We start from the raw sequence: 26,306 nt of genomic DNA on the forward strand, positions 1-26,306 counted from the left end.
AGAGGAAGCCGTTGCAAGCGCGGGACCCACATGCAAACGTATTTTTCGTCGGCCTTATGGGAGCGGGTAAGACCACCGTGGGCCGTGCGGTCGCGCGTCGTCTCGACAGGACGTTCTTCGACTCCGACCACGAAATCGAGGCCCGCACGGGCGCGCGCATTCCGGTGATCTTCGAGCTGGAGGGCGAGGCCGGGTTTCGCGATCGCGAAACGCAGGTGATCGCCGACCTCACGCAGCGCGAGAACATCGTGCTCGCGACGGGCGGCGGCGCGGTGCTGCGCCCGGAAAATCGCGACTGCCTGAGAAGCGGCGGCATCGTCATCTATCTGCGTGCCAATCCGCACGATCTGTGGCTGCGCACGCGCAAGGACAAGAACCGCCCGCTGCTGCAGACCGAAGATCCGAAGGGGCGTCTCGAAGCGCTTTACGAAGTGCGCGACCCGCTGTACCGCGAATGCGCGGATTTCGTCATCGAGACCGGCCGCCCGTCGGTCAACGGTCTCGTCAACATGGTGCTGATGCAACTCGAACTGGCCGGCGTCATCGCCAAGCCGCTACAAGCATGATTACTGTCAACGTCGATCTGGGCGACCGCGCCTATCCGATTCACATTGGCGCCGGCCTGATCGGCCGCGCCGAGCTGTTCGCACCTCACATCAAGGGTTCGTCCGTTACGATCGTCACGAACACGACGGTCGATCCGCTCTACGGCGACGCGCTGCGCGCGGCGCTCGCGCCGCTCGGCAAGCGCGTGTCGACGGTCGTGCTGCCGGACGGCGAGGCCTACAAGAACTGGGAAACGCTGAACCTGATCTTCGACGGCCTGCTCACCGACCGCGCGGACCGCAAGACGACGCTCGTCGCGCTCGGCGGCGGCGTGGTCGGTGACATGACGGGCTTTGCCGCCGCGTGCTACATGCGCGGCGTGCCGTTCATCCAGGTGCCGACGACGCTGCTGTCGCAGGTCGATTCGTCGGTCGGCGGCAAGACGGGCATCAACCACCCGCTCGGCAAGAACATGATCGGCGCGTTCTACCAGCCGCAGGCCGTGATCGCGGACATCGGCGCGCTGACGACGCTGCCCGATCGCGAACTGGCGGCCGGCGTCGCCGAGGTCATCAAGACCGGCGCGATCGCCGATGCGGAATTCTTCGACTGGATCGAGGCGAACATCGACGCGCTGAACCGTCGCGAGCCGGCTGCGCTCGCGCACGCCGTGAAGCGCTCGTGCGAGATCAAGGCGGGTGTGGTCGCGGCCGACGAGCGCGAAGGCGGCCTGCGCGCGATCCTGAACTTCGGCCACACGTTCGGCCATGCGATCGAGGCCGGGCTGGGCTACGGCGAGTGGCTGCACGGCGAGGCGGTCGGCTGCGGCATGGTGATGGCGGGTGACCTGTCGGTGCGGCTCGGCCTGCTCGACGAAGCGTCGCGGCAGCGTCTCGACGCGGTGATCGCGGCCGCGCATCTGCCGACTCGCGGGCCCGCGCTCGGCGATGCGCGCTATATGGACCTGATGCGCGTCGACAAGAAGGCCGAGGCCGGCGCGATCAAGTTCATCCTGCTGAAGCGATTCGGCGATACGCTGATCACGCAGGCGCCGGACGAAGCCGTGTTCGCTACACTGGCGCAGACGACCTGCTAACGGCGACCCGGATGCCCCGGCGCCCCTGACATGGAGGAGACGTGAGCGAGACATCCAGCAGCAAACTGCCCGAGGCCAGCCGCGCATCCGCTACGCCGGTGGCCGAGCCGCCGACGCTGGCGGCGCTGGAAGCCCACCTCGCTCCGTATGCCGCACACGCGTTGCAGTCACGCGGCCGCCGCCATCCGGAAACGCCGCCGGCGGCGCGCACCGAATTCCAGCGCGACCGCGACCGCATCGTCCATTCGACCGCGTTTCGCCGGCTCGAATACAAGACGCAGGTCTTCGTCAATCACGAAGGCGACCTGTTCCGCACGCGCCTCACGCACAGCCTCGAAGTCGCGCAGATCGCGCGTTCGGTCGCACGTAACCTGCGCCTGAACGAGGATCTCGTCGAAGCGATCTCGCTCGCGCACGATCTCGGCCATACGCCGTTCGGCCATGCCGGGCAGGACGCGCTGAATGCGTGCATGCGCGAGCACGGTGGCTTCGAGCACAACCTGCAGAGTCTCGCGGTCGTCGACGAGCTCGAGGAGCACTACGGTGCGTTCAACGGGCTGAACCTGTGCTTCGAGACGCGCGAAGGCATTCTGAAGCACTGCTCGCGCGAGAATGCGCGCAAGCTCGGCGCGCTCGGCGAGCGCTTCCTGCAGGGCCGCCAGCCGTCGCTCGAAGCGCAGCTCGCGAACATCGCGGACGAGATCGCCTACAACAACCATGACGTCGACGACGGCCTGCGTTCCGGCCTGATCACGATCGAGCAGCTCGCGGAAGTCGAGCTGTGGCAGCGCCACTACGAGGCGGCGCTCGCCGAATTCCCGCACCTCGAAGGCCGCCGTCTCGTGCACGAGACGGTGCGCCGCATCATCAATACGCTGATCGTCGACCTGATCGACGAGACGACGCGCAATCTTGCGCGCGTTGCGCCGGCGTCGCTCGACGACGTGCGTGCCGCGCCGCCGCTCGTGTCGCACAGCGAAGCGGTCGCCGCGCAGGCGGCCGCGCTCAAGCGCTTCCTCTTCAAGAACCTGTATCGCCACTACAAGGTGATGCGCATGGCGAGCAAGGCGCAGCGCGTCGTTACCGGCTTGTTCGACGCATTCATCGACGACCCGCGCCTGCTGCCGCCGCCGTACCAGTCCGACGACCCCGCGCAGCAGCCGCGGCTCGTCGCGCACTACATTGCCGGGATGACCGACCGTTTCGCGCTGAAGGAGTATCAGCGCCTGTTCGTCATCAACGACAACTGACTGTCACAAACGATCACTAGACTTCGCCGGTTCAATGGCGACGGGAATGTTGCACACGCTGTTGGTAACGTTTTCATAGGAGAGAGGTCGATGAAGAAGAAGCCTGCGGGGACCCTGGTTCGTTCGATCGCGCTCGGCGGCGCGCTGATGTTCGGTGTGCAGCACGCGGCGTTCGCCGCAACGGAGATCCAGTTCTGGCATGCGATGGAGGCCGCGCTCGGCGAGCGGGTCAACGCGATCGCCGAGCAGTTCAACGCGTCGCAGAGCGATTACAAGATCGTGCCGGTCTTCAAGGGCACCTACGACCAGGCGCTCGCGGCCGGCATCGCCGCTTATCGCAGCGGCAACGCGCCGGCGATCGTCCAGGTCTATGAAGTCGGCACGGCCACGATGATGCAGGCGAAGAAGGCCGTCGTGCCCGTCTACGACGTGTTCAAGCAGGCCGGCGTGCCGCTCGACGAAAAGGCGTTCGTGCCGACCATCTCGAGCTACTACAGCGATGCGAAGACGGGCCATCTCGTGTCGATGCCGTTCAACAGCTCGACGCCGGTGCTGTACTACAACAAGGACGCGTTCAAGAAGGCCGGGCTCGACCCGAACCAGCCGCCGAAGACGTGGGCCGACGTGAAGGCCGATGCCGAGAAGCTGCGCAAGTCGGGGATGGCGTGCGGCTTCACGACCGGCTGGCAGGGCTGGATCCAGCTCGAGAACTACAGCGCATGGCACGGGCTGCCGTTCGCGAGCCGCAACAACGGCTTCGACGGCGCCGACGCCGTGCTCGAATTCAACAAGCCGCAACAGATCGCGCATGTCGCGTTCCTGCAGCAGATGGCGAAGGACGGCACGTTCACGTACGCGGGTCGCAAGGATGAGGCATCGGCGAAGTTCTATAGCGGCGACTGCGGGATCATGACGACGTCGTCGGGTGCGCTCGCGAACGTGCAGAAATTCGCGAAGTTCAGCTACGGCACGGGCATGATGCCGTACGACGCGAACGTGAAGGGCGCGCCGCAGAACGCGATCATCGGCGGCGCGAGCCTGTGGGTGCTGGCCGGCAAGGATCCGGCGACCTACAAGGGCGTCGCGAAATTCCTCGCCTACCTCGCCTCGCCGGCCGTCGCCGCGAAGTGGCACCAGGACACGGGCTACCTGCCGGTGACGACCGCCGCGTACGACCTCACGCGCCAGCAGGGCTACTACGCGAAGAACCCGAGCGCCGAAACCGCGATCAAGCAGATGCTGAACAAGCCGCCGCTGCCGTACACGAAGGGGCTGCGCCTGGGCAACATGCCGCAGATCCGCACGGTCGTCGACGAGGAGTTCGAACAGGTCTGGGCGCAGAAGAAGTCGCCGAAGGACGCGCTCGATTCGGCGGCCTCGCGCGGCGACGAGCTGTTGCGCCGCTTCGAGAAGTCGGGCGGCTAAGCACGCATCGCTTCGCGCCGCCGGCCGCGCCGCGCATGCGCGCGGCGTCCGGCGGCGCGGCTTCTTTTCCGTTTCGCCTGACCGGATATCCGCGATGCAATCCCGTTCCCGTTTCGGTGCGAGCCTGTTGCCGTACCTGCTGATCGCGCCACAGCTCGCGATCACCGCCGTGTTTTTCCTGTGGCCGGCCGGCGTCGCGCTGTGGCAGTCGACGCAGATGCAGGACGCGTTCGGCACGTCGAGCGAATTCGTCGGCTTCGCGAACTTCACGCACCTGTTCGCCGACCCGCTGTATCTCGATTCGTTTCGCACGACGCTCGTGTTCAGCTCGCTCGTGACGGTGAGCGGGCTCGTCGTGTCGCTGCTGCTCGCCGCATGCGCCGATCGCGTGACCCGCGGTGCGCGCGCGTACCGCACGCTGCTGATCTGGCCGTACGCGGTCGCACCGACGATTGCGGCCGTGCTGTGGGCGTTCCTGTTCAATCCGAGCATCGGCCTCATCACGTATGCGCTCGCGAAGGGCGGCATCGTGTGGAATCACGCGCTGAACGGCGGGCAGGCGATGTCCCTCGTCGTGCTCGCATCGGTGTGGAAGCAGGTGAGCTACAACTTCCTGTTCTTCTACGCGGGCCTGCAGGCGATCCCGCGCTCGCTGATCGAGGCGGCGGCGATCGACGGTGCGGGGCCGGTGCGGCGCTTCTTCAACATCGTGCTGCCGCTGCTGTCGCCGACGAGTTTCTTCCTGCTGGTCGTGAACCTCGTCTACGCGTTCTTCGATACGTTCCCGGTGATCGACGCGGCGACCGGGGGCGGCCCGGCGCAGAGCACCAAGACGCTGATCTACAAGATCTTCGCGGAGGGCTTCCAGGGGCTCGACATCGGCAGTTCGGGCGCGCAGTCGGTCGTGCTGATGATCGTCGTCGTCGGGCTCACGGTGATCCAGTTCCGCTTCGTCGAACGCAGGGTGCAATACGCATGATCGAAAATCGCAAGGGCTTCGACCTGTTCTGCCACGCGGTGCTGATCGCGGGCGTCGTGCTGATCGTGTTCCCCGTCTACGTCGCGTTCTGCGCGGCGACGATGAACGCGCAGGAAGTGTTCACGGTGCCGCTATCGCTCGTGCCGAGCACGCACCTGTTCGAGAACATCGCGTACATCTGGCACCACGGCAGCGGCGGCACGACGGCGCCGTTCGGCCGCCTGCTCGTGAACAGCTTCGCGATGGCGCTCGGCATCGCGGTCGGCAAGATCGCGATGTCGATCCTGTCGGCGTACGCGATCGTCTATTTCCGCTTCCCGTTCCGCAACACGGCGTTCTGGCTGATCTTCATCACGCTGATGCTGCCGGTCGAGGTGCGGATCTTCCCGACCGTGCAGGTCGTGTCGACGCTGCACCTGACGAACACCTATGCGGGGCTAACGCTGCCGCTGATCGCGTCGGCGACCGCGACGTTCCTGTTCCGCCAGTTCTTCATGACGCTGCCCGACGAGCTGATGGATGCCGCGCGCATCGACGGCGCGGGGCCGCTGCGCTTCTTCTGGGACGTCGTGCTGCCGCTGTCGAAGACGAGCATCGCGGCGCTGTTCGTGATTACGTTCATCTACGGCTGGAACCAGTATCTGTGGCCGATCCTGATCACGACGGAGGCGTCGCTGTCGACGGCGGTGGTGGGCATCAAGACGATGATCGCGAGCGGCGATGCCGCGACTGAATGGCAATACGTGATGGCGGCGACGCTGCTGGCGATGATCCCGCCGCTCGTCGTCGTGCTGGCGATGCAGCGCTGGTTCGTGCGCGGCCTCGTCGATTCCGAGAAATAAATGACGGACGGCAACCGGGAGATAGACCAAGTATGGCTGCGCTGAGCTTGAAGGGCGTCAGGAAATCCTACGACGGCAAGCAGCACGTGCTGCACGGCATCGACGTGGAGATCGCCGACGGCGAATTCATCGTGCTGGTCGGCCCGTCGGGCTGCGGCAAGTCGACGCTGCTGCGGATGATCGCGGGGCTCGAGAGCGTGACGGACGGCGAGATCGCGATCGGCGAGCGCGTCGTCAATGCGCTGGAGCCGAAGGATCGCGACATCGCGATGGTGTTCCAGAACTATGCGCTGTATCCGCACATGACGGTTGCGCAGAACATGGGTTACGGGCTGAAGATCCGCGGGATCGAGCGCGCGACGATCGACGCGCGGGTGGCCGCAGCCGCGAAGATCCTCGAGCTCGAGCCGCTGCTCGCGCGGCGGCCGCGCGAGCTGTCGGGCGGCCAGCGGCAGCGCGTCGCGATGGGGCGCGCGATCGTGCGCGAGCCATCGGTGTTCCTGTTCGACGAGCCGCTGTCGAACCTCGACGCGAAGCTGCGCGTGCAGATGCGGCTCGAGATCCAGCGGCTGCATGCGCGGCTCGCGACGACGAGCGTCTACGTGACGCACGACCAGATCGAGGCGATGACGCTCGCGCAGCGCGTGATCGTGATGAATCGCGGCTACGCCGAGCAGATCGGCGCGCCGGTCGACGTGTACGAGAAGCCGGCGACGGTGTTCGTCGCGGGCTTCATCGGCTCGCCCGCGATGAACCTGATGCAGGGCCGGCTGTCGGATGACGGCGCGACCTTCACGGTTGCGGGCGGCGGCCCCGCGCTGCCGGTCGCCGGCGCGCCCGGCATCGGCACGGCGATCGCCACCGGGCGCGACTGGGTGCTCGGCGTGCGTCCCGAACACATGACGCCGCAGCCGGGCGTCGCGCAGGCGGCGCTGCCCGTCGACTCGTGCGAGCTGCTCGGCGCGGACAATCTCGCGCACGGCCGCTGGGGCAATCACGACGTCGCGGTGCGCCTGCCGCACGCGGACCGCCCCGCGCGCGGCACGGCGCTGGCGGCCGCGCTGCCCGCGCACCGGCTGCATTTCTTCGATCCCGAGACCGGCAAGCGTGCCGGCTGAACCTGCTGCACTTGCCGGGAGACCGACGATGACTTCCCGTACCGACTGGCCCTATCCGCGCGTCGTCGCCCATCGCGGCGGCGGCACGCTCGCGCCGGAGAACACGCTCGCCGCGCTCGACGAGGGCGCGCGACGCGGTCACCGGATGGTCGAGTTCGACGCGAAGCTGTCGGCCGACGACGTGACGTTCCTGCTGCACGACGACACGGTCGACCGGACGTCGAACGGCCGCGGGGCGGCGGCGGGCATGCGTTATGCGGCGCTGGCCGCGCTCGACGCGGGCGCATGGCTCGACGCGCGCTTCGCGGGCGAGCGGATACCGACCCTCGAGGCGGCGGCGGCGCGCTGCATCGCACAGGGCCTGGCGGCGAATGTCGAGATCAAGCCGTGCCCGGGGCGCGAGCGCGAGACAGGGCAGCGCGTGGCGGCCGACGCGGCCGCTTACTGGCGCGATGCCGGCATCCCGCCGCTGCTGTCGTCGTTCTCGTTCGACGCGCTGCAACAGGCGCGCGCGACCGTGCCGGCGCTGCCGCGCGGGATGCTCTACGAGGCCGTGCCGGACGACTGGCATGCGCAGGCCGTCGGTGCGCTCGGTTGCGTTTCGTTGCATGCAGACCACAAACGGCTCGACGCGCCGCTCGTACGCGCGATCAAGGCGGCTGGGCTGCGCATCCTGGTCTATACGGTCAACGATCTCGAACGGGCGCGAGAACTCGTGCGCTGGGGTGTCGACGCAGTCTGTACGGACCGGATCGACCTGATTGGCCCCGATGCGCTGGACGACCTCGTCTAGCGTCTGCGGCTGCGCCCGGCGAAATCCTTGACGGGAACGTGCCTGACGCGAAAAAACGACGCCCTGACGGGATTCCCGCCGGGGCGTTTTGCATCGTGGAGACGTTACGCCAGGAAAATTCCGCTACAAATTGCAGCAGGATTAACCATTCCCCAAATATTCGACTACGCTTAGAAGCGGTAGCCGACGTTCAGGTACGTCACGATCGGGTTCAGCGAGATGTGCGCCTTCGACGTTTCCGTCAGCGTCCCGACCGGCGTCCGGCGGGCCGTCGTGAAGGTCGCGGTCACGCTGACCGGGATGTAGGAGAGCGACAGGCCGGCGAACCAGTGCTTCGTGAAGTTGTACGTGAAACCGGCGTTGAAGACGGGCGCCCACTGGTTGCTGGTGGTTGCACTGGTCGGGCCGCCGAGCACACCGTTCTCGAATGCGCTGTTCGTGATCTTTGCGCCGGTGAACCAGACGTAAGTCGCGCCAATACCGACATACGGGCGGAACTTGGCGTTGGCGTCGTTGAAGTGGTAGCGAAGCAACAGTGCCGGGCTCCACTGGTAGACGGTGCCGAGTTTGCCGAAGCTTTCGAACTGACCCTTGCCGTTGATGTCGAACTTTGGCGGAATCCCCATGACCAGCTCGGTGGAGATGTGGTCCGTGATGAAATAGCCGGTCGCCAGCCCGATCGTGTCGGCATCGCTGATACCGGCGCCGGTGTTGGGGATGGACTGATTGATGGGCGTGCCGCCGACGCCGTAGACGAATAGCGGGTCGCTGCTGTCCTGTGGCGCAAGGTGCAGCCAGCCGGTGCTGACGTAGAAATCACCTGCGGATTGTGCATGTGCCGTACCGCCCGCAAACGTGAATGCGAGCGCTGCAGCCCCCGTAATGGCCAGTTTTCGTTTCATTGTGTCTCCTCCGATCAAAGGCGTGCTCATTATGACGACTGCGTTTAAAACCAAACAAGCTCGTAAGTTAGAGTTTTCTCCCTAGGATTCGTACGACCGTACGCTTTCGCGCGCCGCGGGGCAGGCATTCTACGCAGGTGCGCATTTTCGGACCTCCGGGTATTTCCTAACGCGTTCAAACGGACATTCAGCATGGCACGGTTAGCACGACTCTACGTTCCCGACCAGCCGCAGCACGTGATACTGCGCGGCCTGGATCAGCAACCCGCGTTCGTCGACGACCAGGACTACGAGCTCTTCATCGATTGCCTGAAGGCCGCCGCACGCGATCATCACCTGTCGGTGCACGCCTACGTGCTGCTGCCGCGCCAGGTGCAACTCCTCGTGACACCAAGCGACGAGGCAAGCCTGCCGAAAGCGATGCAGGCCGTCGGCCGCCGCTACGTTGCGCATTTCAACCGGCGCTATTCGCGGCGCGGCACCCTGTGGGAAGGCCGCTATCGGGCGACCGTGATCGAAGGCGAGCGCTATTTCCTGCTCGGGAGCCGCGTGGTCGAGATGAGCCCGGTGCGTTCGCAGCTCGTCGCGACGCCTGAAGCCTATCGCTGGTCGAGCTACCGGCATCACGTCGGGCTCACCGTCGACAGCCTGATCACCGACCATCCGCTCTACTGGGCGCTCGGCAATACGCCGTTCGATCGCCAGCGCGCGTACAAGGAGCTGTGCGAGCAGCCGCTCGACGAGCGGCAGGCCGACCAGTTGCAGCAGGCGACGCTCAAGGGCTGGGTGCTCGGCGGCGAGAACTACCGCGAGTGGGCGGCGCGTACCGCAAACCGGCGCGTATCGCCGCTGCCGCGCGGACGCCCCAGAAAGGTGCGCGAGAACACGCCGCCGATCCAGCAGTAACGCGGGAACGGCGGTCGAAGGAGGCGGCGCTGCGGGCGCCGCTTCTTTTTGCACCAAAACGATACGGCCCCAATAAAATAGCACCAGATCGAAGCATTCGTTTAATTAGGGTTCGATCAAGCGGTTTTTGTTGCTATTCCTTTGATTCGTCGCGTATATTCCGAATTCCGGTGGCCCGGGCGAAGCATGCCCACCCACTGTCGGCCGCGCCGTCTCCCGTCGGGAGCGGGATCGACGGCAACAAGAAAATGGTTCAACGGCCCTCCAGGCCCCCTTTACGACGGTGTCCCCATGAACGACCACCAGCTGCCGCTCGCCGCGGTGCCCGCCGCACAAGGTCTGTACGACCCGCAAAACGAACACGACGCCTGCGGCGTCGGCTTCGTCGCCCACATCAAGGGCAAGAAGAGCCACGAGATCATCCAGCAGGGGCTGAAGATCCTCGAGAACCTCGATCACCGCGGCGCGGTCGGCGCCGATCCGCTGATGGGCGACGGCGCGGGCATCCTGATCCAGATTCCGGACGCGTTCTATCGCGAGGAAATGGCGAAGCAGGACGTGATGCTGCCGCCCGCCGGCGAATATGGGGTCGGGATGATCTTCCTGCCGAAGGAAAACGCATCGCGTCTCGCGTGCGAGCAGGAGCTCGAGCGCACGGTGAAGGCCGAAGGCCAGGTCGTGCTCGGCTGGCGCGACGTGCCGGTCGACCATGCGATGCCGATCTCGCCGACCGTGAAGGCGAGCGAGCCGCTGATCCGCCAGATCTTCATCGGCCGCGGCAAGGACATCATGGTGACGGACGCGCTCGAGCGGAAGCTGTACGTGATCCGCAAGACGGCGAGCCACCGCATCCAGGCGCTGAAGCTCAAGCACGGCAAGGAATACTTCGTGCCGTCGATGTCGGCGCGCACGGTCGTCTACAAGGGGCTGCTGCTCGCGGGCCAGGTCGGCGTGTACTACCGCGACCTGCAGGACGCGCGCGTCGTGTCGGCGCTCGCGCTCGTGCACCAGCGCTTCTCGACCAACACGTTCCCGGCGTGGGAACTGGCCCACCCGTACCGGATGATCGCCCACAACGGCGAGATCAACACCGTGAAGGGCAACGTGAACTGGCTGAACGCGCGTACCGGCGCGATCGCGTCGCACGTGCTCGGCGACGACCTGCCGAAGCTCTGGCCGCTGATTTATCCGGGCCAGTCGGATACGGCGTCGTTCGACAACTGTCTCGAACTGCTGGTGATGGCCGGCTACCCGCTCGTGCATGCGGTGATGATGATGATCCCGGAAGCGTGGGAACAGCACACGCTGATGGACGAGAACCGCCGCGCGTTCTACGAATACCACGCCGCGATGATGGAGCCGTGGGACGGCCCGGCCGCGATCGCGTTCACCGACGGCCGCCAGATCGGCGCGACGCTCGACCGTAACGGCCTGCGCCCGGCGCGTTACATCGTCACGGACGACGACCTCGTCATCATGGCGTCGGAAGCCGGCACGCTGGTGATCCCCGAATCGAAGATCGTCAAGAAGTGGCGCCTGCAGCCGGGCAAGATGTTCCTGATCGACATGGAACACGGCCGCATCATCGACGACAAGGAACTGAAAGACAACCTCGCGAACGCGAAGCCGTACAAGAGCTGGATCGACGCCGTGCGCATCAAGCTCGACGAGATCGAGCCGAAGGCCGAGCAAGTCGCGGCCGGCCGCACGCAGGGCGCCGCGCTGCTCGACCGCCAGCAGGCGTTCGGCTATACGCAGGAAGACCTGAAGTTCCTGATGGCGCCGATGGCGCAGCAGGGCGAAGAAGCCGTCGGTTCGATGGGCAACGACTCGCCGCTCGCGGTGATGTCGAACAAGAACAAGACGCTCTATCACTACTTCAAGCAGCTGTTCGCGCAGGTCACGAACCCGCCGATCGACCCGATCCGCGAGAACATGGTGATGTCGCTCGTGTCGTTCGTCGGCCCGAAGCCGAACCTGCTCGACACGAACAACATCAACCCGCCGATGCGTCTCGAAGTGTCGCAGCCGGTGCTCGACTTCAAGGACATCGCGAAGATCCGCGCGATCGACCAGTACACGGGCGGCAAGTTCAGCGCGTACGAACTGAACATCTGCTACCCGGTCGCGTGGGGCAAGGAAGGCATCGAGGCGCGCCTCGCGTCGCTGTGCGCGGAAGCCGTCGACGCGGTGAAGTCGGGCTACAACATGCTGATCGTGTCGGACCGCAAGACCGACGCCGACCATGTCGCGATTCCCGCACTGCTCGCCACGTCGGCGATCCACACGCACCTCGTCCAGCAAGGGCTGCGCACGAGCACGGGCCTCGTCGTCGAGACGGGCTCCGCGCGTGAAACGCACCACTTCGCGCTGCTCGCGGGCTACGGCGCGGAAGCCGTGCACCCGTACCTCGCGATGGAAACGCTCGCGAAGATGGCCGAGGGCCTGTCGGGCGACCTGTCGCCGGAGAAGGCCGTCTACAACTTCACGAAGGCGGTCGGCAAGGGCCTGCAGAAGGTGATGTCGAAGATGGGCATCTCGACGTACATGTCGTACACGGGCGCGCAGATCTTCGAAGCGCTCGGCCTGTCGAGCGACCTCGTCGAGAAGTACTTCAAGGGCACGGCGTCGAAGGTCGGCGGCATCGGCCTGTTCGAAGTCGCAGAAGAGGCGATCCGCCTGCACCGCGACGCGTTCGGCGATAGCCCGGTCCTGCGCGACATGCTCGACGCGGGCGGCGAATACGCGTACCGCGTGCGCGGCGAAGACCACATGTGGACGCCGGATTCGATCGCGAAGCTGCAGCACGCGACGCGCAGCAACTCGTACCAGACGTACAAGGAATACGCGCACCTGATCAACGACCAGACCAAGCGTCACATGACGTTCCGCGGCCTGTTCGAGTTCAAGGTCGCGCCGGCGAAGGCGATCCCGATCGACGACGTCGAATCGGCGAAGGACATCGTCAAACGCTTTGCGACGGGCGCGATGTCGCTCGGCTCGATCAGCACCGAAGCGCACGCGACGCTCGCGGTCGCGATGAACCGGATCGGCGGCAAGTCGAACACCGGCGAAGGCGGCGAGGACGAGAAGCGCTACCGCAACGAGCTGCGCGGCATTCCGATCAAGGCCGGCGAGACGATGAAGTCGGTGATCGGCGACGAGATCGTCAGCGACATTCCGCTGAAGGACGGCGATTCGCTGCGCTCGAAGATCAAGCAGGTCGCGTCGGGCCGCTTCGGCGTCACCGCCGAGTATCTCGCTTCGGCCGACCAGATCCAGATCAAGATGGCGCAGGGCGCGAAGCCGGGCGAAGGCGGCCAGCTGCCTGGCCACAAGGTGTCCGAGTACATCGGCAAGCTGCGTTACTCGGTGCCGGGCGTCGGCCTGATCTCGCCGCCGCCGCACCACGACATCTACTCGATCGAGGATCTGGCGCAGCTGATCCACGACCTGAAGAACGTGAACCCGAGCGCGAGCATCTCGGTGAAGCTGGTGTCGGAAGTGGGCGTCGGCACGGTCGCGGCCGGTGTCGCGAAGGCGAAGGCCGATCACGTCGTGATCGCCGGCCATGACGGCGGCACGGGCGCATCGCCGCTGTCGTCGGTCAAGCACGCGGGCACGCCGTGGGAACTCGGCCTGGCCGAAACGCAGCAGACGCTCGTGCTGAACCGCCTGCGCGGCCGGATCCGCGTGCAGGCCGACGGCCAGATGAAGACGGGCCGCGACGTCGTGATCGGCGCGCTGCTCGGCGCAGACGAATTCGGCTTCGCGACGGCGCCGCTCGTCGTCGAGGGCTGCATCATGATGCGCAAGTGCCACCTGAACACGTGCCCGGTCGGCGTCGCGACGCAGGATCCGGTGCTGCGCGCGAAGTTCCAGGGCCAGCCCGAGCACGTCGTGAACTACTTCTTCTTCGTCGCCGAGGAAGTGCGCGAGATCATGGCGCAGCTCGGCGTCGCGAAGTTCGACGACCTGATCGGCCGCGCCGACCTGCTTGATACGCGCAAGGGCATCGAGCACTGGAAGGCGAAGGGCCTCGACTTCTCGCGCGTGTTCTACCAGCCGGAAGAGTGCGAGGGCGTTGCGCCGCGTCACGTCGACGTGCAGGATCACGGCCTCGAGCGCGCGCTCGACCACGTGCTGATCGAGAAGGCGAAGGCCGCGATCGAGAACGGCGAGCATGTGTCGTTCATCCAGCCGGTGCGCAACGTGAACCGCACGGTCGGCGCGATGCTGTCGGGCATCATCGCGAAGAAGCACGGCCACGACGGCCTGGCCGACGACGCGGTGCACATCCAGCTGAAGGGCACGGCCGGCCAGAGCTTCGGCGCGTTCCTCGCGAAGGGCGTGACGCTCGACCTCGTCGGCGACGGTAACGACTACGTCGGCAAGGGCCTGTCGGGCGGCCGGATCATCATCCGCCCGACCAACGACTTCCGCGGCAAGTCCGAGGAAAACATCATCTGCGGCAACACGGTGATGTACGGCGCGATCGAAGGCGAATCGTTCTTCCGCGGCGTCGCGGGCGAGCGCTTCTGCGTGCGCAACTCGGGCGCGACGGCGGTCGTCGAAGGCACGGGCGACCACGGCTGCGAATACATGACGGGCGGCACGGTCGTCGTGCTCGGCGAGACGGGGCGCAACTTCGCGGCCGGCATGTCGGGCGGCCTCGCGTACATCTACGATCCGGAAGGCACGTTCGCGGCGAAGTGCAACAAGTCGATGGTCGCGCTCGAGCCGGTGCTGCAGCAGGCCGAGCAGGAGCGCACGGTCGACCGCGCGCTCTGGCACGCGGGCACGACGGACGAAGCGCTGCTCAAGGGGCTCGTCGAGCGTCATTTCCAGTTCACGGGTTCGCCGCGCGCGAAGTCGCTGCTGGAAAACTGGGACGCGGCGCGCCGCCAGTTCGTGAAGGTGTTCCCGCACGAATACAAGCGCGCGCTGGGCGAGATCGGTGCGAAGAAGGCGGCGAAGGAAGTGCTGGCCGCCTGAGCGACGAACGACATAGCGAATGCCGCGCGCGCATGACTGCCGCGCGCGGCTCCCCCACCCGATACACCGAACAGAAGAGCACCTTATGGGCAAGGCAACCGGTTTTCTGGAGTTCGAACGCCGCCACGAGGCGTACGAAGCACCGCTCACGCGCGTGAAGCACTACAAGGAATTCGTCGCGGCACTGACCGACGCGGACGCGAAGGTCCAGGGCGCGCGCTGCATGGATTGCGGCATCCCGTTCTGCAACAACGGCTGCCCGGTCAACAACGTCATTCCGGACTTCAACGATCTCGTTTACCGCCAGGACTGGCAGCAGGCGATCGAAGTCCTGCACTCGACCAACAACTTCCCGGAATTCACGGGCCGCATCTGCCCGGCGCCGTGCGAAGCCGCGTGCACGCTCGGGATCAACGACGACCCGGTCGGCATCAAGTCGATCGAGCACGCGATCATCGACAAGGCCTGGGCGGAAGGCTGGGTGAAGCCGGAGCCGGCCGAACACAAGACGGGCAAGAAGGTCGCGGTCGTCGGCTCGGGCCCCGCGGGCCTCGCCGCCGCGCAGCAGCTCGCGCGCGCGGGCCACGACGTGACGGTGTTCGAGAAGAACGACCGCGTCGGCGGCCTGCTGCGCTACGGGATTCCCGACTTCAAGCTCGAGAAGTGGCTGATCGACCGCCGCATGCGCCAGATGGAAGCGGAAGGCGTGACGTTCCGCACCAGCGTGTTCATCGGCAAGGATCCGCTGCCCGAGTCGATCGGCAGCCTCGCGAAGGAAACCCTCTCGCCGGACACGCTGAAGGAAGAATTCGACGCGGTCGTGATCGCGGGCGGTTCGGAAGTGCCGCGCGATTTGCCGGTGCCGGGCCGCGAGCTCGCGGGCGTCCATTTCGCGATGGACTTCCTGCCGCAGCAGAACCGCGTGAACGCGGGCGACAAGCTCGTCGACCAGCTGCTCGCGAAGGGCAAGCACGTGATCGTGATCGGCGGCGGCGATACGGGTTCGGACTGCGTCGGCACGTCGAACCGTCACGGCGCGAAGCAGGTCACGCAGTTCGAGCTGCTGCCGCAGCCGCCGGAAGAAGAGCACAAGCCGCTCGTGTGGCCGTACTGGCCGATCAAGCTGCGCACGTCGTCGTCGCACGAAGAAGGCTGCGAGCGCGACTGGGCGGTCGCGACGAAGCGTCTCGAAGGCAAGAACGGCAAGGTCGAGAAGCTGATCGCGGTGCGCGTCGAGTGGAAGGACGGCAAGATGCAGGAAGTGCCGGGCTCCGAGTTCGAAATGAAGGCCGATCTCGTGCTGCTCGCGATGGGCTTCACGCAGCCGGCCGCGCCCGTGCTCGACGCGTTCGGCGTCGCGAAGGACGCGCGCGGCAATGCGCGTGCGGCGACCGAAGGCGATCGCTCGTACTACACGTCGGTCGACAAGGTGTTCGCGGCGGGCGACATGCGCCGCGGCCAGTCGCTCGTGGTATGGGCGATCCGCGAAGGCCGCCAGTGCGCGCGTTCGGTCGACGCGTACCTGATGGGGCATACGGAACTGCCGCGATAAGCTGAATACCGCGAGTGGGTTTCGATGAAAACCGGGCGTCCGAAAGGGCGCCCGGTTTTTTTATGGCAGGCGCACACCGATGCCCGTCGGCCAGCCGGTTGCGCGTGTCCGGCGACGCCGTCCGATCCGCCGCTTCGCTATGCGGGTGCTCGCCATTTTCGCGAAGCGTCGCCTAATCTGATCACATTCGCAGCGGATTATCCGTCATCTCGTTTTCTTTCGTTTTGTAATAATCCTTGAAAACTGTCATATCATGTCGCCCCTCGGGCCGCGTTCGCGGCGGCCGCATGTGACTGACCCTATTTGCAAGGACTCTGGATGGAAGCACTCGTGCATGGGCTGATCGACGCCGTCAACGGCGTGTTGTGGAACTACGTGCTGATTGCGCTGCTGCTCGGCGTCGGCGCGTGGTTCACGTTGCGGTTCCGGATGATCCAGCTGAAGGCGCTGTTCCTCAGCATGAAGCTGGTCGGCAGCAAGGGCGAGCCGGGCAGCATTTCGTCGTTCCAGGCGTTCGCGACAGGGCTCGCGAGCCGCGTCGGTACCGGCAACATCGCGGGCGTCGCGGTCGCGCTGACGGTCGGCGGGCCGGGCGCGATCTTCTGGATGTGGATGACCGCGCTCGTCGGGATGTCGTCCGCGTTCGTCGAAGCGACGCTCGCGCAGATCTTCAAGGTGTCGCACCCGGACGGCAGCTATCGCGGCGGCCCCGCGTACTACATCCAGACGGGTCTGCGTTCGCGCGGCTTCGGCGTGCTGTTCTCGCTGTCGCTGATCCTCGCGTTCGGCTTCGTGTTCAACGCGGTGCAGGCCAATGCGATCGCCGACGCGTTCCATACGTCGTTCGGCTGGAGCCGCGAGACGGTCGGCCTCGGTCTCGTGCTGCTGAGCGCGCCGATCATCTTCGGCGGCATCCGCCGCATCGCGACGGTCGCGCAGGTGATCGTGCCGCTGATGGCGATCGGCTACCTCGCGCTCGCGGTCTACGCGGTCGCGACCCACATCGCGCTGGTGCCGGGCGTGATCGCATTGATCGTGAAGAGCGCGTTCGGCCTCGAACAGGCGGCGGGCGGCCTGACGGGCTATGCGGTGAGCCAGGCGATCGCGATCGGCGTGAAGCGCGGGCTGTTCTCGAATGAGGCGGGGATGGGCAGCGCGCCGAACGCGGCCGCGACCGCGAGCACGCGGCACCCCGTCACGCAGGGGCTGATCCAGATGCTCGGCGTGTTCGTCGACACGATCGTGATCTGCAGCGCGACCGCGTTCGTGATCCTGCTGTCGGGCCAGTACGAGCTCGGCACCGGCATGGAAGGCGCGGCGCTCACGCAGCGCGCGATCTCGAGCCACGTCGGCGACTGGGGCGGCATCTACATGGCCGTTGCGATTTTCTTCCTCGCGTTCTCGTCGGTGATCGGCAATTACGCGTACGCGGAAGGCAACGTCGAATTCATCACGAAGCGGCGCGGCGTGCTGCCGCTGTTCCGCGTCGCGGTGCTGGGCATGGTGATGTTCGGCAGCGTCGGGCAACTGCCGCTCGTATGGGCGATGGCCGATACGAGCATGGGGCTGATGGCGATCATCAACCTGATCGCGATCCTCGCGCTTGGCAAGCATGCGCACGCCGCGTGGTCGGACTATCGTCGCCAGCGCGCGGCAGGCATCGCCGATCCGGTGTTCACGCGCAACACGATCCCCGAACTCGCGCGCGTGCTGCCGGCCGACGTGTGGGGCGAGCATGGCCCGCTGCCGCAGCGTCCGGTTGCGGCCGACGCGACGAACGCGGCGCGCGCCGCGGTGCGCGAGTCATGAACGGCGACCGGCTCCGTGCGTTCGTCGCGCTGATACCCGATGCGGCATCGCGCGACGCACTGCACGCGTTGCCGGTCACCCGTGGCGCGCGGCGCACGCTGCCCGCGCAACTGCACATGACGCTCGCGTTCATCGGCGCGATCGAACGGGAACGTTGCGACGCGCTGGCCGCACGCCTGCCCGCGCTCGCGGCAGCGCATGCGCTGCCGTTGCTGCCGGTCGAACGGATCGCGTGGTGGCCGAGCCTGCCGCGCGCGAGGCTGATCGTCGCGGAGCTTGATGCCGATCCCGCGTGCGTGGCGCTGAATGCCGGGCTGGCGGCGCTGCTGGGCGAACTCGGCGTGCCGGCCGACCGGCGGCCGTTCCGGCCGCACGTGACGCTCGCGCGGCTGCCGCGCGATGCGGTCGGCCAGCCTGCGCACGGCGGTGCGCCCGGGCGACCGGTCGTGCTGCGCATCGAAGCGCTGACGCTGTTCGAAAGCCGGCTGTCGCACGAGGGCGTGTCGCATTGGCCGATCGTGTCCGCACCGATCGCACGGGCGGACGGCCGGGCGACGCTGTGAGCTGCGCCCGCGATGCATTGCGATGCCGGGCGCCGCGAGCCGCCGCGCGAGCGCCGCGCCGATCCCGGAGCCTGCGCCGGTGATCAGCGCGATGCGCGCGGCGCGCCTACTCACGCGGCGACCTTGTCGCTGTCGTTTACGCGCTCGACGTTGATCGTGCCGACGTGGAACGCGGCCAGCGACTCGCGGTGCGCGATGCTGATGATCGCGGCCTTCGGCAGCCGCTCGGCGAACAGGTGGTAGAGCCGCGCCTCGTTGTCCGTGTCGAGCGCGCTCGTCGCTTCGTCGAGGAACAGGAAGTCGGGCTTGTGCAGCAGCACGCGCGCACCGGCGAGGCGCTGCTGTTCGCCCGGCGACATCACGCGCGTCCAGTGCGCGGTTTCGTCGAGGCGGTCGGCGTATTCCTCGAGGCGGCAGGCACGCAGCGCGTCGCGGCAGGCGTCGTCGCTGAACGTGTCGGGCGTCGCCGGATAGGTGAGCGCGGCCTTCAGCGTGCCGATCGGCAAATAGCTCGTCTGCGGCACGAACATCATCCGTGCGCCGACCGGCGCGTCGATCGCGCCGTCGCCGAACGGCCACAGGCCCGCGAGCGCGCGCATGAAGGTGCTCTTGCCGGAACCCGACTTGCCGATCACGAGCCAGCGCGAGCCGGGTTCGATCGTCACGCTGCCGATGTCCGCGAGCGCGTTGCCGTTCGGCAGCGCGAGCTTGAGCGACGACGTCGACAGCTTCGCCGCATCGACGTAGTGCAGGTTGATGCCGCCGTGCTCGGTCGCGGGCGACAGGCTTTCCTTCAGGTGCGACGTGCCCATCACGCGCTTGAATTCGCGCAGACGGTTGACGGTGGCGCGCCATTCGACCAGTGTCGAGTAACTGTTGATGAACCACGAGAACGAATCGCTGACGGTGCCGAAGGCGGACGAGATCTGCATCAGCACGCCGAACGAGAAGGCACCCGCGAAATAGCGCGGCGCGGCGACGACGAGCGGGAAGATGATCGCGATCTGCCCGTAGAAGCTCAGCACGAACGTGAGCCGCTTCGTGTACTTCATCACGCGCCACCAGTTGTCGCGGATGCGCATGAAGAGGCTTTGCGCGTTGCCGGTCTCGGTCTTCTCGCCGTCGTAGAACGCGATCTGCTCGGCGTTCTCGCGCACGCGGATCAGCCCGAAGCGGAAATCGGCCTCGACGCGCTGCTGCTGGTAGTTGATCGACACGAGCGGATGGCCGACCTTCTGGATGATCAGCGAGCCGACCACCGCGTACAGCGCGGCCGCCCACACCATGTAGCCGGGAATCGCGATCGGCGTCGCGCCGAGCGAGACCGTCAGCGCACCGGCGAGCGACCACAGGATCGTGATGAACGACACGAGCGTGACGACCGTCGACAGCAGGTCGAGCGACAGCGCGAGCGTCGTGGTCGCGAACGACTGGAGGTCGTCGGTGATCCGCTGGTCGGGGTTGTCGGCGAGGCGGTCGCGTTCGATCCGGTAGAACGCGCGATCGCCGAGCCACTGGCCGAGAAAACGGTCGGTGAGCCACTGGCGCCAGCGGAAGCCGAGCATCTGCCGCAGGTAGCGGCCGTACACGGCGAAGATGATGAAGGCGAACGCGAGCGCGGAGAACTGCATCAGCAGGTTCGGGAAGTCGTGGACGTCCTTCGACTGCAGCGCGTTGTAGAACTCCGCGTTCCACTTGTTCAGCTTGACGTTGATCCACACCACGCAGAGGTTGATCGCGATGATCGTGACCAGCAGGCCCCACGCGATTTTCCATTCGGACGATACCCAGTAGGGCTTGATGAGGCTCCATGCGGATACCGGGCGCTCGTCCTGCGGCGCGTCGGAGGCGGAGCGGACGGGATCGATCGATTGGGTCATGTGCTTCCTGATGAGTAGCCGGCGCGCGGGCCGGGCGAAGCCGGGCGCGCGCCGCGATAAGGCATGCCGGGGCGATGCGCCGACTGACGACGGGCGTCCGGATGGTCGCCCGCGCGTCTTAAACGGCACTTAAGGGCCGGCGGTGACGCGGCAACCGGCCGCTCGCGCGGCCGGCCTGCGGGCATTGTGCCAGAGCGGCGCAGCGCGCCGGCGAATTTGCCGCATGGGGGACAGTTTGCGGCGCTTTCCGCTTTTATGGTCTAATGGCCGTCGACGAAACAGGGGTGCTTCGAGGCGCGGCCGGCGGATGTTCCGGGCGGCGCGGCGAGGCTGAGAAAGACCCTTCGCACCCGATCCGGGTAATACCGGCGAGGGAAGTTTCTGATCCCGCCGGGCCGCGCTGGCCGCCATCCCACATGGTCAGCGCCCGAGTCCCGCCCGGCCGGCCTTTGCTGCCGGTTTCGTCCTTTTGGGTACGCGCATTGCGCGTTACGGAAGGAATGATGACCGCACAATCTTCAGTCTTTTGCATGGCTCCCGGCCCGATGTCGCGTGCGTTCGCACGGGACGGCGCGTGCGCGTCGACGTTCGTCGTGCGCGCTCGCGCGGAGGGTGCGCGATGAACGTCCAGAATTCACGGCCGGATTTCGCGGTGCTCGGTGGCGGCCTCGTCGGCCGCCTGATCGCATGGCGGCTCGCGGGCGACGGGCATCGCGTCGCGCTCTACGAGCGCGGCGGCCCGGACGGCGAGCAGTCGGCCGCGTGGATCGCGGCCGCGATGCTCGCGCCGCTCGCGGAAGCGGCGAGCGCGGAGCTGCTGATCACCGAACTCGGCGCCGCGTCGCTCGCGCGCTGGCCGCAGTGGCTCGCGGAACTGCCCGAACCCGTATTCTTCCAGCATCACGGCACGCTTGTCGTCTGGCATCACGCGGATCGCGCGGAGGCGCCGCTGTTCGAGCGGCGCGTGCGCGCGAACGCGCCGGCCGACCTGTTCGACGGCGGCTTCGTCACGCTCGCCGGCGCGCAGGTCGACGCGGCCGAGCCCGCGCTCGCGGGCCGCTTCGCGCGCGGCCTGCTGCTGCCGCGCGAAGGCCAGCTCGACAATCGCCAGGCGCTGCGCGCGCTCGCGGCGGGCCTCGTCGAGCGCGGTGTCGACCTGCACTGGCACGTCGCGATCGACGAGGCGAACCTGCCCGCAGCGCATTTCACGATCGATTGCCGCGGGCTCGGCGCGAAACCCGTGCTGCCCGCGCTGCGCGGCATCCGCGGCGAAGTCGCGCGCGTGCATGCGCCTGGTATCGGGCTCACGCGGCCCGTGCGGCTGTTGCATCCGCGCTATCCGCTGTACATCGCGCCGAAGCAGGACGATCTCTATGTGATCGGCGCGACCGAGGTCGAGGGCGAGGACATGTCGCCCGTCAGCGTGCGATCCGCGCTCGAACTGCTGAGCGCGGCGTTCTCCGTGCATCCGGCGTTCGGCGAGGCGCGCATCCTCGAACTCAATGCGCAGTGCCGGCCGACGCTGCCCGATCATCGCCCGGCGGTGATCTGGGACGGTGCGTCGACGCTCGCCGTCAACGGCCTGTACCGGCACGGCTTCATGATCGCGCCGGAAGTCGCGCATGCGGCGGTCGGGTTCGCCGAAGCCTCGCTCGGCGGCGCGTTCGGCGATGCCGACGCGTTCGCCGCGTGGCGCGACGCCGCGCGCTGGCCGACGCTCCTTCATCACCGCAACGACGCGCGCCAGCCGGCCTGACGCGCGCCGCCGACCGAATCCGACCAAGCCTCATGGATATCCAGATCAACCAACAGACCCTGACGCTGCCCGACGGCGCGACGGTGGCCGACGCGCTCGCCGCGTACGGCGCGCGTCCGCCTTACGCGGTCGCGCTGAACGGCAACTTCGTCGCGCGCACGCAGCATGCGGCGCGCTCGCTCGCGGCGGGCGACAAGCTCGACGTCGTGCACCCCGTCGCGGGCGGCTGAGCGCCGCCGGTTCGTCCCCGCTCTTCCAGGAAAACGACATGACGTCCCTTACCTCCGCCGACGCGCTGACGCTGTACGGCGAACCCTTTGCAAGCCGCGTGCTGCTCGGCACGTCGCGCTATCCGTCGCTGCAGTCGCTGTCCGATTCGATCGCGGCGTCGCGACCGGGGATGGTGACGGTCGCGCTGCGCCGCCAGATGACGGGCGGCACGGCCGAAGCCGGCTTCTTCGACCTGCTCAAGCGCCACGCGGTGCCGCTGCTGCCGAACACGGCCGGCTGCCAGACCGTTGCCGAGGCAGTGACGACCGCGCACATGGCGCGCGAGGTATTCGGCACCGACTGGATCAAGCTCGAGCTGATCGGCGACGACTACACGCTGCAACCCGACCCGGTCGGGCTGATCGAAGCCGCCGCACAACTGGTCAAGGACGGTTTCAAGGTGCTGCCGTACTGCACCGAGGATCTCGTGATCGGCCGGCGCCTGCTCGACGTGGGCTGCGAGGCGCTGATGCCGTGGGGCGCGCCGATCGGCACGGGCAAGGGCGTCGTGAACCCGTACGGCTTGCGCGTGCTGCGCGAACGGCTGCCCGACGTGCCGCTGATCGTCGACGCGGGGCTCGGCGTGCCGTCGCACGCGTGCCAGGTGATGGAGTGGGGCTTCGACGGCGTGCTGCTGAACACGGCCGTGTCGCAGGCCACGCACCCCGAGATCATGGCGCGCGCCTTTGCGCAGGGCGTCGAGGCCGGCCGTGCCGCGTATCTCGCCGGGCCGATGGACGCGCGCGAGACCGCGCACGCGAGCACGCCGGTCGTCGGGATGCCGTTCTGGCACCAGGACGGGGGCGGCGCATGAGCGCGCGCTTCGCCGATGCGTTCTGGCCGCCGGCCGACGAACTGGCCGAAGCGGCCGAACGGATTCGCGCACGGCTCGGCGACTGGCCGGGCGGCGCGGCGCCGTGGCGGCTTTGCGTGGCGACGCCCGTCGCGCCGGCCGACGGCGACGTGCTGATCGTGTCGGCCGGCGACCGTACCGCGCAGGCACGCGCGTCGGCCGCATCGCGGCCCGCGTCGCCGGATGCGGTCGCGATCGAATTCGACGAGCAGGGGGCGGCGCTGCATGCGGCGGGCGTGCGCTACGCGCTCGACGCCGCGCACCCGCTCGCGGACGACTGGATCGCGGCGCTCGCGGCGTTCCTCGATTGCGGCTTCGCGCCGGTCGACGCGCTGGTGCTCGCGCTTGCGTGGCGCGACGGCGACGAAACGCGCGCCGCCGACGCCTGGCCGGTCGACGCAGCGCGGTTCCCGCGCGTCGCCGGGCTGCCGGCCGCGCCTGAGCCCGCGTTCGCGCCATGCCCCGCGCAGCTCGGCCTCTATCCGGTCGTGCCGGACGCCGAATGGGTCGAACGCGTGCTCGATTGCGGCGTGCGGACCGTGCAACTGCGCGTGAAAGGCGCAACGCCGGACGCATTGCGCCGGGAAATCGCACGCGCGGTCGCGGCCGGGCGCCGCTATCCCGATGCGCGCGTGTTCATCAACGATCACTGGCAGATCGCTGCAGATGCAGGTGCGTACGGCGTTCATCTGGGTCAGGAGGACCTCGAGACGGCCGATCTGGCCGCGATCGCGCGCGCGGGCCTGCGGCTCGGACTGTCGAGCCATGGTTATTACGAAATGTTGCGGGCGCTGCACGAGCGTCCGAGCTACCTCGCGCTCGGCCCCGTGTACGCGACCGCGACCAAGGCCGTCGCTGCGCCGCCACAGGGACTCGCGCGGATTGCCCGCTACGCGCGCTTCGCGCGCGCGCGGGCGCCGCTCGTCGCGATCGGCGGGGTGGGGCTCGACACGCTGCCGGCCGTGCTGGCGACGGGCGTCGGCAGCGTCGCGGTGGTCAGTGCGGTCACGGGCGCCGCCGACTATCGGACTGCGCTTATTGCGCTGCAGCAATGTTTTGCCGGACAATTTGACAATCATTGACCGCAGGGCCCGGAACGGCGTCACGACATCATTCCAATGCAGGCCCTATAATTCGGCGTTCTGCGTAAAAGGACTGTCCGCTCCGTGAGCCCCACTCCTACCGAGACACTGCTGGAACTTCGCGACGTCGACTTCGGCTACGGCGACCGCCTCGTCCTGTCCAACCTGAACCTGCGCTTCGGGCGCGGGCAGGTTGTCGCGGTCATGGGCGGGTCGGGTTGCGGCAAGACGACCGTGCTGCGCCTGATCGGCGGCCTCGTGCGCGCGCGCCGCGGCCAGGTGCTGTTCGACGGCGCCGATGTCGGCGCGCAAACGCGCGACGGCCTGTACGCGCTGCGCCGCAAGATGGGCATGCTGTTCCAGTTCGGCGCGTTGTTCACCGACATGTCGGTGTTCGAGAATGTCGCGTTCGCGCTGCGCGAGCATACCGACCTGCCCGAAGACCTGATCCGCGACCTCGTGCTGATGAAGCTCAACGCGGTCGGCCTGCGCGGCGCGCGCGACCTGATGCCGTCCGAGGTGTCGGGCGGGATGGCGCGCCGCATCGCGCTCGCGCGCGCGATCGCGCTCGATCCGCAACTCATCATGTACGACGAGCCGTTCGCGGGCCTCGATCCGATCTCGCTCGGCATCACCGCGAATCTGATCCGCACGCTGAACCAGGCGCTTGGCGCAACGTCGATCCTCGTCACGCACGATGTGCCGGAATCGTTCGCGATCGCCGACTACGTGTATTTTCTGGCCAACGGCGGCGTGCTCGCGCAGGGTACGCCCGACGAGCTGCGCGCGTCGACCGACCCTAGCGTGCGGCAGTTCATCGACGGCGCGCCCGACGGCCCGTTCAAATTTCATTACACGAGCCCGCCGCTTGCCGCGGATTTCGGGCTCGGCGGAGGGCGCGCATGATCAGCGCGATCGGACGTTACGTCATCGGCGGCCTGACGCGTACGGGCTACGGCACACGCCTGTTCGTGCGCCTCGTGCTCGAATTCTTCCCGCTGCTGCGCCGGCCGCGGCTTGTCACGAAGCAGATCCACTTCCTCGGCAACTATTCGTTCGTGATCATTGCCGTGTCGGGGCTGTTCGTCGGCTTCGTGCTCGGCCTGCAGGGGTATTACACGCTGAACCGCTACGGTTCCGAGCAGGCGCTCGGCCTGCTGGTCGCGCTGTCGCTCGTGCGCGAACTCGGGCCGGTCGTCACCGCGCTGCTGTTCGCGGGCCGCGCGGGCACGTCGCTCACGGCCGAGATCGGCCTGATGAAGGCCGGCGAGCAGCTCACCGCGCTCGAGATGATGGCGGTGGACCCGGTCAAGACGGTGATCGCGCCGCGCATGTGGGCGGGCATCATCGCGATGCCGCTGCTGGCCGCGATCTTCAACGCGGTCGGCGTGCTCGGCGGCTACTTCGTCGGCGTCGTGCTGATCGGCGTCGATCCGGGCGCGTTCTGGTCGCAGATGCAGGGCGGGGTCCAGGTCTGGGCCGACGTCGGCAACGGCGTGCTGAAGAGCATCGTGTTCGGGTTCGCCGTGACCTTCATTGCGCTGTATCAAGGGTATGAAGCGAAGCCCACGCCGGAAGGCGTGTCGCGCGCGACCACCAAGACGGTCGTGTTCGCGTCGCTCGCCGTACTCGGCCTCGATTTCCTGCTGACCGCGCTGATGTTCAGCTAAGCCTCAGCCAAGCCAAATT

At 67.3% G+C, this 26,306-nt stretch carries 21 protein-coding genes and 1 riboswitch; of the genes, 19 read left to right on the forward strand and 2 right to left on the reverse strand.

From position 1 onward, the window contains the following. The first annotated feature begins 11 nt into the window (after window positions 1-11). The 8 genes from CUJ89_RS01770 to ugpQ all read left to right on the forward strand — a co-directional run bounded on the left by CUJ89_RS01770 (window position 12) and on the right by ugpQ (window position 8,049). The gene (locus CUJ89_RS01770; RefSeq protein WP_114178456.1) at window positions 12-566 is read left to right on the forward strand and encodes a shikimate kinase; all 555 of its coding nucleotides are present in this window, start codon (window positions 12-14) and stop codon (window positions 564-566) included. Next, on the forward strand, window positions 563-1,642 hold the full coding sequence (aroB, locus tag CUJ89_RS01775; RefSeq protein WP_114175730.1) for a 3-dehydroquinate synthase: 1,080 nt from the start codon (window positions 563-565) through the stop codon (window positions 1,640-1,642). Before CUJ89_RS01770 ends, aroB begins: the two co-directional genes overlap by 4 nt. Before the next feature lie 41 nt (window positions 1,643-1,683). Next, on the forward strand, window positions 1,684-2,892 hold the full coding sequence (locus CUJ89_RS01780; RefSeq protein WP_114175732.1) for a deoxyguanosinetriphosphate triphosphohydrolase: 1,209 nt from the start codon (window positions 1,684-1,686) through the stop codon (window positions 2,890-2,892). 90 nt (window positions 2,893-2,982) lie between these two features. Then, window positions 2,983-4,317 (forward strand): sn-glycerol-3-phosphate ABC transporter substrate-binding protein UgpB, encoded by a 1,335-nt coding sequence (ugpB, locus tag CUJ89_RS01785; RefSeq protein ID WP_114175734.1) that lies wholly within the window; start codon window positions 2,983-2,985, stop codon window positions 4,315-4,317. A 94-nt stretch (window positions 4,318-4,411) separates the two neighbouring features. After that, the gene (gene ugpA, locus CUJ89_RS01790; RefSeq protein ID WP_114175737.1) at window positions 4,412-5,296 is read left to right on the forward strand and encodes a sn-glycerol-3-phosphate ABC transporter permease UgpA; all 885 of its coding nucleotides are present in this window, start codon (window positions 4,412-4,414) and stop codon (window positions 5,294-5,296) included. Next, a complete protein-coding gene (gene ugpE, locus CUJ89_RS01795) occupies window positions 5,293-6,138 on the forward strand; it encodes a sn-glycerol-3-phosphate ABC transporter permease UgpE (RefSeq protein ID WP_114175739.1) in 846 nt (281 codons plus the stop codon). Before ugpA ends, ugpE begins: the two co-directional genes overlap by 4 nt. A gap of 32 nt (window positions 6,139-6,170) precedes the next feature. Next, window positions 6,171-7,256, forward strand: coding sequence for a sn-glycerol-3-phosphate import ATP-binding protein UgpC (locus tag CUJ89_RS01800; RefSeq protein WP_114175741.1), 1,086 nt, complete (start codon window positions 6,171-6,173; stop codon window positions 7,254-7,256). A gap of 28 nt (window positions 7,257-7,284) precedes the next feature. After that, complete coding sequence (gene ugpQ / locus CUJ89_RS01805) at window positions 7,285-8,049, forward strand: glycerophosphodiester phosphodiesterase (RefSeq protein ID WP_114175743.1); 765 nt, start codon at window positions 7,285-7,287, stop codon at window positions 8,047-8,049. 170 nt (window positions 8,050-8,219) lie between these two features. On the opposite strand, the gene CUJ89_RS01810 is transcribed toward ugpQ, so the two are convergent. After that, window positions 8,220-8,951, reverse strand: coding sequence for an OmpW/AlkL family protein (locus CUJ89_RS01810; RefSeq protein ID WP_114175745.1), 732 nt, complete (start codon window positions 8,949-8,951; stop codon window positions 8,220-8,222). Window positions 8,952-9,143: 192 nt separating this feature from the next. On the opposite strand from CUJ89_RS01810, the gene CUJ89_RS01815 reads away from it, so the two are divergent. The 5 genes from CUJ89_RS01815 (at window position 9,144) to thpR (ending at window position 18,776) form a co-directional block, all read left to right on the forward strand. Next, window positions 9,144-9,857, forward strand: coding sequence for a transposase (locus CUJ89_RS01815; protein ID WP_114175747.1), 714 nt, complete (start codon window positions 9,144-9,146; stop codon window positions 9,855-9,857). Between the two features lie 291 nt (window positions 9,858-10,148). Then, window positions 10,149-14,852, forward strand: a complete 4,704-nt coding sequence (locus CUJ89_RS01825) for a glutamate synthase-related protein (protein WP_114175749.1) — start codon at window positions 10,149-10,151, stop codon at window positions 14,850-14,852. 85 nt (window positions 14,853-14,937) lie between these two features. Continuing rightward, complete coding sequence (locus tag CUJ89_RS01830; protein ID WP_114175751.1) at window positions 14,938-16,404, forward strand: glutamate synthase subunit beta; 1,467 nt, start codon at window positions 14,938-14,940, stop codon at window positions 16,402-16,404. A gap of 318 nt (window positions 16,405-16,722) precedes the next feature. Beyond that, window positions 16,723-18,213, forward strand: coding sequence for an alanine/glycine:cation symporter family protein (locus tag CUJ89_RS01835; protein ID WP_114175753.1), 1,491 nt, complete (start codon window positions 16,723-16,725; stop codon window positions 18,211-18,213). Continuing rightward, window positions 18,210-18,776: an RNA 2',3'-cyclic phosphodiesterase gene (gene thpR / locus CUJ89_RS01840; protein ID WP_114175755.1), complete on the forward strand. Its 567-nt coding sequence runs from the start codon at window positions 18,210-18,212 to the stop codon at window positions 18,774-18,776. The genes CUJ89_RS01835 and thpR overlap by 4 nt, the downstream gene beginning before the upstream one ends. 110 nt (window positions 18,777-18,886) lie before the next feature. Here the strand turns inward: thpR and CUJ89_RS01845 are convergent, their stop codons facing one another. Further along, on the reverse strand, window positions 18,887-20,656 hold the full coding sequence (locus CUJ89_RS01845) for an ABC transporter ATP-binding protein/permease (protein WP_114175757.1): 1,770 nt from the start codon (window positions 20,654-20,656) through the stop codon (window positions 18,887-18,889). A 270-nt stretch (window positions 20,657-20,926) separates the two neighbouring features. Next, window positions 20,927-21,050, forward strand: a riboswitch (TPP riboswitch). Between the two features lie 225 nt (window positions 21,051-21,275). On the opposite strand from CUJ89_RS01845, the gene CUJ89_RS01855 reads away from it, so the two are divergent. The 6 genes from CUJ89_RS01855 (at window position 21,276) to mlaE (ending at window position 26,287) form a co-directional block, all read left to right on the forward strand. Beyond that, window positions 21,276-22,412, forward strand: a complete 1,137-nt coding sequence (locus CUJ89_RS01855; protein ID WP_114175759.1) for an FAD-dependent oxidoreductase — start codon at window positions 21,276-21,278, stop codon at window positions 22,410-22,412. Between the two features lie 32 nt (window positions 22,413-22,444). Beyond that, window positions 22,445-22,642 (forward strand): sulfur carrier protein ThiS, encoded by a 198-nt coding sequence (gene thiS / locus CUJ89_RS01860; RefSeq protein ID WP_114175760.1) that lies wholly within the window; start codon window positions 22,445-22,447, stop codon window positions 22,640-22,642. Between the two features lie 38 nt (window positions 22,643-22,680). Next, window positions 22,681-23,496 (forward strand): thiazole synthase, encoded by an 816-nt coding sequence (locus CUJ89_RS01865; RefSeq protein WP_114175763.1) that lies wholly within the window; start codon window positions 22,681-22,683, stop codon window positions 23,494-23,496. Then, entirely contained in the window at window positions 23,493-24,617 is a 1,125-nt protein-coding gene (thiE, locus tag CUJ89_RS01870) for a thiamine phosphate synthase (RefSeq protein WP_114175765.1), read from the forward strand. Before CUJ89_RS01865 ends, thiE begins: the two co-directional genes overlap by 4 nt. A gap of 84 nt (window positions 24,618-24,701) precedes the next feature. Continuing rightward, entirely contained in the window at window positions 24,702-25,523 is an 822-nt protein-coding gene (locus tag CUJ89_RS01875; RefSeq protein WP_006477138.1) for an ABC transporter ATP-binding protein, read from the forward strand. After that, on the forward strand, window positions 25,520-26,287 hold the full coding sequence (gene mlaE / locus CUJ89_RS01880) for a lipid asymmetry maintenance ABC transporter permease subunit MlaE (RefSeq protein WP_114175767.1): 768 nt from the start codon (window positions 25,520-25,522) through the stop codon (window positions 26,285-26,287). Before CUJ89_RS01875 ends, mlaE begins: the two co-directional genes overlap by 4 nt. Window positions 26,288-26,306: the final 19 nt, after the last annotated feature.

The organism is Burkholderia pyrrocinia (assembly GCF_003330765.1).
Lineage (GTDB): Bacteria > Pseudomonadota > Gammaproteobacteria > Burkholderiales > Burkholderiaceae > Burkholderia > Burkholderia pyrrocinia_B.

What these genes read in the sequence shown, in the direction of transcription:
- aroB (WP_114175730.1), top strand. Translation starts at nt 563, where the DNA reads ATGATTACTGTCAACGTCGATCTGGGCGACCGCGCCTATCCGATTCAC.
- ugpB (WP_114175734.1), top strand. Translation starts at nt 2,983, where the DNA reads ATGAAGAAGAAGCCTGCGGGGACCCTGGTTCGTTCGATCGCGCTCGGC.
- ugpA (WP_114175737.1), top strand. Translation starts at nt 4,412, where the DNA reads ATGCAATCCCGTTCCCGTTTCGGTGCGAGCCTGTTGCCGTACCTGCTG.
- ugpE (WP_114175739.1), top strand. Translation starts at nt 5,293, where the DNA reads ATGATCGAAAATCGCAAGGGCTTCGACCTGTTCTGCCACGCGGTGCTG.
- CUJ89_RS01800 (WP_114175741.1), top strand. Translation starts at nt 6,171, where the DNA reads ATGGCTGCGCTGAGCTTGAAGGGCGTCAGGAAATCCTACGACGGCAAG.
- ugpQ (WP_114175743.1), top strand. Translation starts at nt 7,285, where the DNA reads ATGACTTCCCGTACCGACTGGCCCTATCCGCGCGTCGTCGCCCATCGC.
- CUJ89_RS01810 (WP_114175745.1), bottom strand. Translation starts at nt 8,951, where the DNA reads ATGAAACGAAAACTGGCCATTACGGGGGCTGCAGCGCTCGCATTCACG.
- CUJ89_RS01815 (WP_114175747.1), top strand. Translation starts at nt 9,144, where the DNA reads ATGGCACGGTTAGCACGACTCTACGTTCCCGACCAGCCGCAGCACGTG.
- CUJ89_RS01825 (WP_114175749.1), top strand. Translation starts at nt 10,149, where the DNA reads ATGAACGACCACCAGCTGCCGCTCGCCGCGGTGCCCGCCGCACAAGGT.
- CUJ89_RS01830 (WP_114175751.1), top strand. Translation starts at nt 14,938, where the DNA reads ATGGGCAAGGCAACCGGTTTTCTGGAGTTCGAACGCCGCCACGAGGCG.
- CUJ89_RS01835 (WP_114175753.1), top strand. Translation starts at nt 16,723, where the DNA reads ATGGAAGCACTCGTGCATGGGCTGATCGACGCCGTCAACGGCGTGTTG.
- thpR (WP_114175755.1), top strand. Translation starts at nt 18,210, where the DNA reads ATGAACGGCGACCGGCTCCGTGCGTTCGTCGCGCTGATACCCGATGCG.
- CUJ89_RS01845 (WP_114175757.1), bottom strand. Translation starts at nt 20,656, where the DNA reads ATGACCCAATCGATCGATCCCGTCCGCTCCGCCTCCGACGCGCCGCAG.
- CUJ89_RS01855 (WP_114175759.1), top strand. Translation starts at nt 21,276, where the DNA reads ATGAACGTCCAGAATTCACGGCCGGATTTCGCGGTGCTCGGTGGCGGC.
- thiS (WP_114175760.1), top strand. Translation starts at nt 22,445, where the DNA reads ATGGATATCCAGATCAACCAACAGACCCTGACGCTGCCCGACGGCGCG.
- CUJ89_RS01865 (WP_114175763.1), top strand. Translation starts at nt 22,681, where the DNA reads ATGACGTCCCTTACCTCCGCCGACGCGCTGACGCTGTACGGCGAACCC.
- thiE (WP_114175765.1), top strand. Translation starts at nt 23,493, where the DNA reads ATGAGCGCGCGCTTCGCCGATGCGTTCTGGCCGCCGGCCGACGAACTG.
- mlaE (WP_114175767.1), top strand. Translation starts at nt 25,520, where the DNA reads ATGATCAGCGCGATCGGACGTTACGTCATCGGCGGCCTGACGCGTACG.